Annotated in this window: 1 protein-coding gene; it reads left to right on the top strand. The window is 49.4% G+C overall.

Annotation, left to right across the window (positions count from 1 at the left end):
• Positions 1 to 3278: hypothetical protein (locus tag QET40_RS00030; RefSeq protein WP_345783032.1), on the top strand; the 3278-nt coding region annotated here is incomplete at its 5' end.
• Between the last annotated feature and the right edge of the window lie 755 nt (positions 3279 to 4033).

Here is a 4033-nt window from a genome sequence, read left to right on the forward strand (position 1 = left end):
TTTCCACCGACGGAGGCAATGCCTACGATGAACAGGTATCCCGCCTGATTACGCGCGGCACCGTCCTGCTGCAGGCCCGCAATTCCCGCGACATTCCCAGCCTCTTCCACGATGTGTCCCTGTATGCCTCCGGCCTGCAGACGGACTCCAAGTTCGGCGGGTTGAAGAAGGACATGAACATCATGATGTCCCAGAAGGAAGTCCCCGACGAATTCCGTACAAACAGCCATGACGTCGGCCTGCGCCCGTACAACAATGAAGACGGCAATGCGGCCGTCACCGTGCGTCCGATCGCGTCGTGGCCGCAATTCTATTACTGGTCCAACATCTGGGACGGGGCGACGGTGCGCAACGGCCAGGACGCCTCGGCGACACTGAAGTGGGACGGCAAAAGGCCCTATACGCTAGTTGCGGCCGATGCCGAATCATTGGTCACAATGATGAATAACCATTATACGTACATGCGCAATCCCATTATGCTGCGACAGTACAACTTCATCGGGTACGTGTATTCCTCCAACTGGGACGATTTTATTGGCGGAGGCGGCGGAACCGTTCTCCCGTTCACCTTTCTAGTGCCGATTACGGTATGGTGGAATCCATACAATGTGGACATGCGGCTTGAAGGGGGGAATGGAGATCCATACGGAACCTACGTCAATGCAGAACATTTCCTCCCTCTCAAAAATGCTTTCAATTTCCATATCGGTTGGGATGGCTATCTCAATGGACACTATGTCGATGATTCTCTCCTGTCAGATTATACCGATGACTTTTATACGTCATATAATACTAGAAAGTCAGGGTTCGGTTATGGTGACCATGTCAAAAATAGGCCACTTGCCGATTATGGTAGCTCTCTGAGGGAAAAAGTCACCATGTCCATCAAAGGAGAACCTGATAAAGGGGCATCCTCAACATTAAGAGCTGGTGAAATTGTCCTCTACTCTCAGCCAGATTCCGAAAGAGGTATTTTCCGGCCCCGTGCCTATGCTCCCTCAGGATGGTTTGACCAAACGGCTCCTCACCCTACTCAGGCTAAATCCAATCAAAATGATCAGCGTGTCGACAATTATCCCCTTAAAGAAGGATGGTCGGAGTCCTTTGAACAAGTTTCTGCATACTCATGGATTATTCCCTTTGACGGAATCCGATTCGATACATTATACAATACTACAAGTTTTCCAGTACCGCTGGATGAAAAGGCCCATACTTATAGAAAGGCAAAAATCGACTTTGTTACAAAGGCATCTGATCTAAAAGTTATCCCCAAAACAGCAGTCCTTTCGCAACTCTACTCCGATGAAGTTAAACAAAATGGAGAATTGAGTACATACGTGAATGTATCTGGGCTCATGGATCCCTCTATCATAGGAAAATCGTATGAACTTTCCGCTGGGGATATTCCAGATACATTCTACAAGAAAAATCCTGCTACTTACAATATAAATTGGGGTATTTGGGAAGAACCTCTCGTTAAGGAAATTCGTTTTCCCCACGAAATGCACCGTGACCGTAACAATCCGGAAACACCTTACGATTTTGTCGATGCCAGTTCTGTAGGAGGAATCGGAAATAAAGCACAAGGCAAAGGAGGAGTTGGTGCTGAAAAATATGAATTTGTTGCCTATTTTGGTCTGTCGGTCAAATGGAGCCAAAGCCCATTGATTGGAACATACCCCGAAGACAAAGACTACCGTACCAAAATATGGCAGCATTCCTCGCCTCTTTTCTGGGGAGGACAATTAATAGCTGCCAGCGATTTGTCCCGTACCTACAGCCCGTACCAGTTCGAAGTCAAGCACCACAACGATCCGGAAGGCTTTGCTCCGATTACGATTGCTAATGTTCTAAACAATGATGGAACCCGCCTGTCAACCTTTGGTGGCCCTGGAGCCGAACAAATCAACAAGATTTCCGCCACGGAAATCCCCATCCATCCACCCTATTCCATTGCCGGATTTGCCGGCGCCCGCCTGACTCCCGGCTGGTATACCCAAGGTAATGATTCTGTCTCAACTGTTGCCAAACGTTTTTCCTACCAGTCCGGTGTTCCCGGAATCGGTATTGGCAATTCGTTTGCCGACCCCATGATTCCAGGCAACCGGGTATTTGTTCACAGTGAAATTTCGGGAGACAAGGAACACGGAGATTTCTGGGATCACGCCCTGATGGCCAACGACGGCGTCTGGGACTCCTGGTTCGCTTCCTCCATTTCCAACCGTCCTACGCAAATCGGAGGCAATGGTGGCAGGGAAGAATTTACAGAGGTGCTGAAAAACATCCTCAGTGATAAAAAAGATTCCACGGCTAACGTCAACTCTCTGGAAGTCCTGCCTAATTCCCGCTTCTCCTTGAATCCCGGTGCCGACAAGGTTGAAAATGTCATTAATGAACTGAGCGATTCCGACGGCTACAAGAAAGTGGCCAAGTATGTCAACGTCGAAGGCGCTTTCAATGTGAACTCTACATCCATGAAAGCCTGGAAGTCCGTCATCAAGGGGCTCAGGGACCGCCAGTTGCTTTTCAATTCCTCGACCAACGGAGTTAGTCCGATGAATCAGGATAAAAACACGGCCTACTTCTCCCGTTTCGGCGTAGCCAGCAGCGACCAGTCCCATGTGGACGATTACGGAAGTGTCGGCATTACCAACGGGTTGACCGACGGAGTCGCCCAGGCATGGTCCGACCTTCGTAAAATCGACGAAAATACACTGGATCGTTTCACAGAAAACCTCGTTGCCGAAGTCAAGAAGCGCGGCCCGTTCCTCAACATGGCCGAGTTCGTCAACCGGCGTCTCGCATCCGGAGATCTCGGGTTGAAGGGCGCCATCCAGACGGCCATCGACAACACGTGCATCAACTCCGTCTTCGACCAGGTACAAAGCTCCGTCCTGAATCCCTCCGCCCCCTATCCGAATCCGGAGGCCGCGCGCGGCAACGTGTTTACGGGAGCGCCCGGCTACCTGATCCAGTCCGACATCCTGGCCGTGCTGGGCAACATCCTGACGACGCGGGACGATACGTTCACCATCCGGGCGTACGGGGAACTGACGACCAAGTCCGGCAAGAGCATCCTCTCCCGCGCCTGGTGCGAAGCCGTCGTCAAACGCGGAGTGGACTATGTCGATCCGACGAATGCCCCCGAAACCGCTGCGTATGAAGTCAATACGAGTACGGGTTCACTGGACAGAACCCAGTTGAGCAATATCAACCGTGCGTTCGGGAGAAAGTTCGACGTGGTTTCCTTCCGTTGGCTCTCACCTGAGGAAGTATAAATAATGCGGCCACCCAGGTAAATAATCAGCATTCCGACATATACAGAAATATTCTTCACAATCTAGATGGGAATATTTGAAAAAATCTGCATATCTGTATCTACTCATCGCATAAAAACGGCATTTTTATGCGATGGGTAAATTTCCATTAAGCAACGCATATATTGAATTTATGGTGTTTTTATTATTTTAATAATGACTCCAACATGCTGCAAAATCATATGAATCTACAGTTATCGGGAATGTATCGTTATCCATTTATCTAACAAATTCTCGCAAGTGGGAGATTATATGAAATACTTGGAGAAGCTGTATAGTTGAGGCTATCTATCAAGTAAAAAACAGAATTTTTTACTTGATATACGAGCTTCAGTTAGCTAACACATGACTGTTAATTTACGGAGTCCCTCTGTCTTTCTTTTTCTCATTCTAGTTTCTATTCTGTCATGAAAATCACATACCGTTGTAACCGCGGGAAGCGCACTTCTATATACTTCCTAAAGAATCAGTTACAAGGATTTGCATTGATTGCAACGATCACGCTCATGGTCCTGCTCGCCCTCCTCAGCGTCGGCTTGCTGACCATGTCCGCGTCGCAGACGCGTATTTCTCAGAAGGGTTTGTATGCCGCAGAGGCACGGGCGCAGGCCCGCCTTGCCCTGGAAGTCGCCATCGGCAAGCTCCAGTGCGAACTCGGACCCGACCAGCGCGTCTCCGCCAACTCCGGCATTCTGGACACGTCGGTCAATTCGGAA

The sequence above is a fragment of the Akkermansia sp. N21169 genome (assembly GCF_029854675.1).
Classification (GTDB): Bacteria; Verrucomicrobiota; Verrucomicrobiia; order Verrucomicrobiales; family Akkermansiaceae; genus Akkermansia.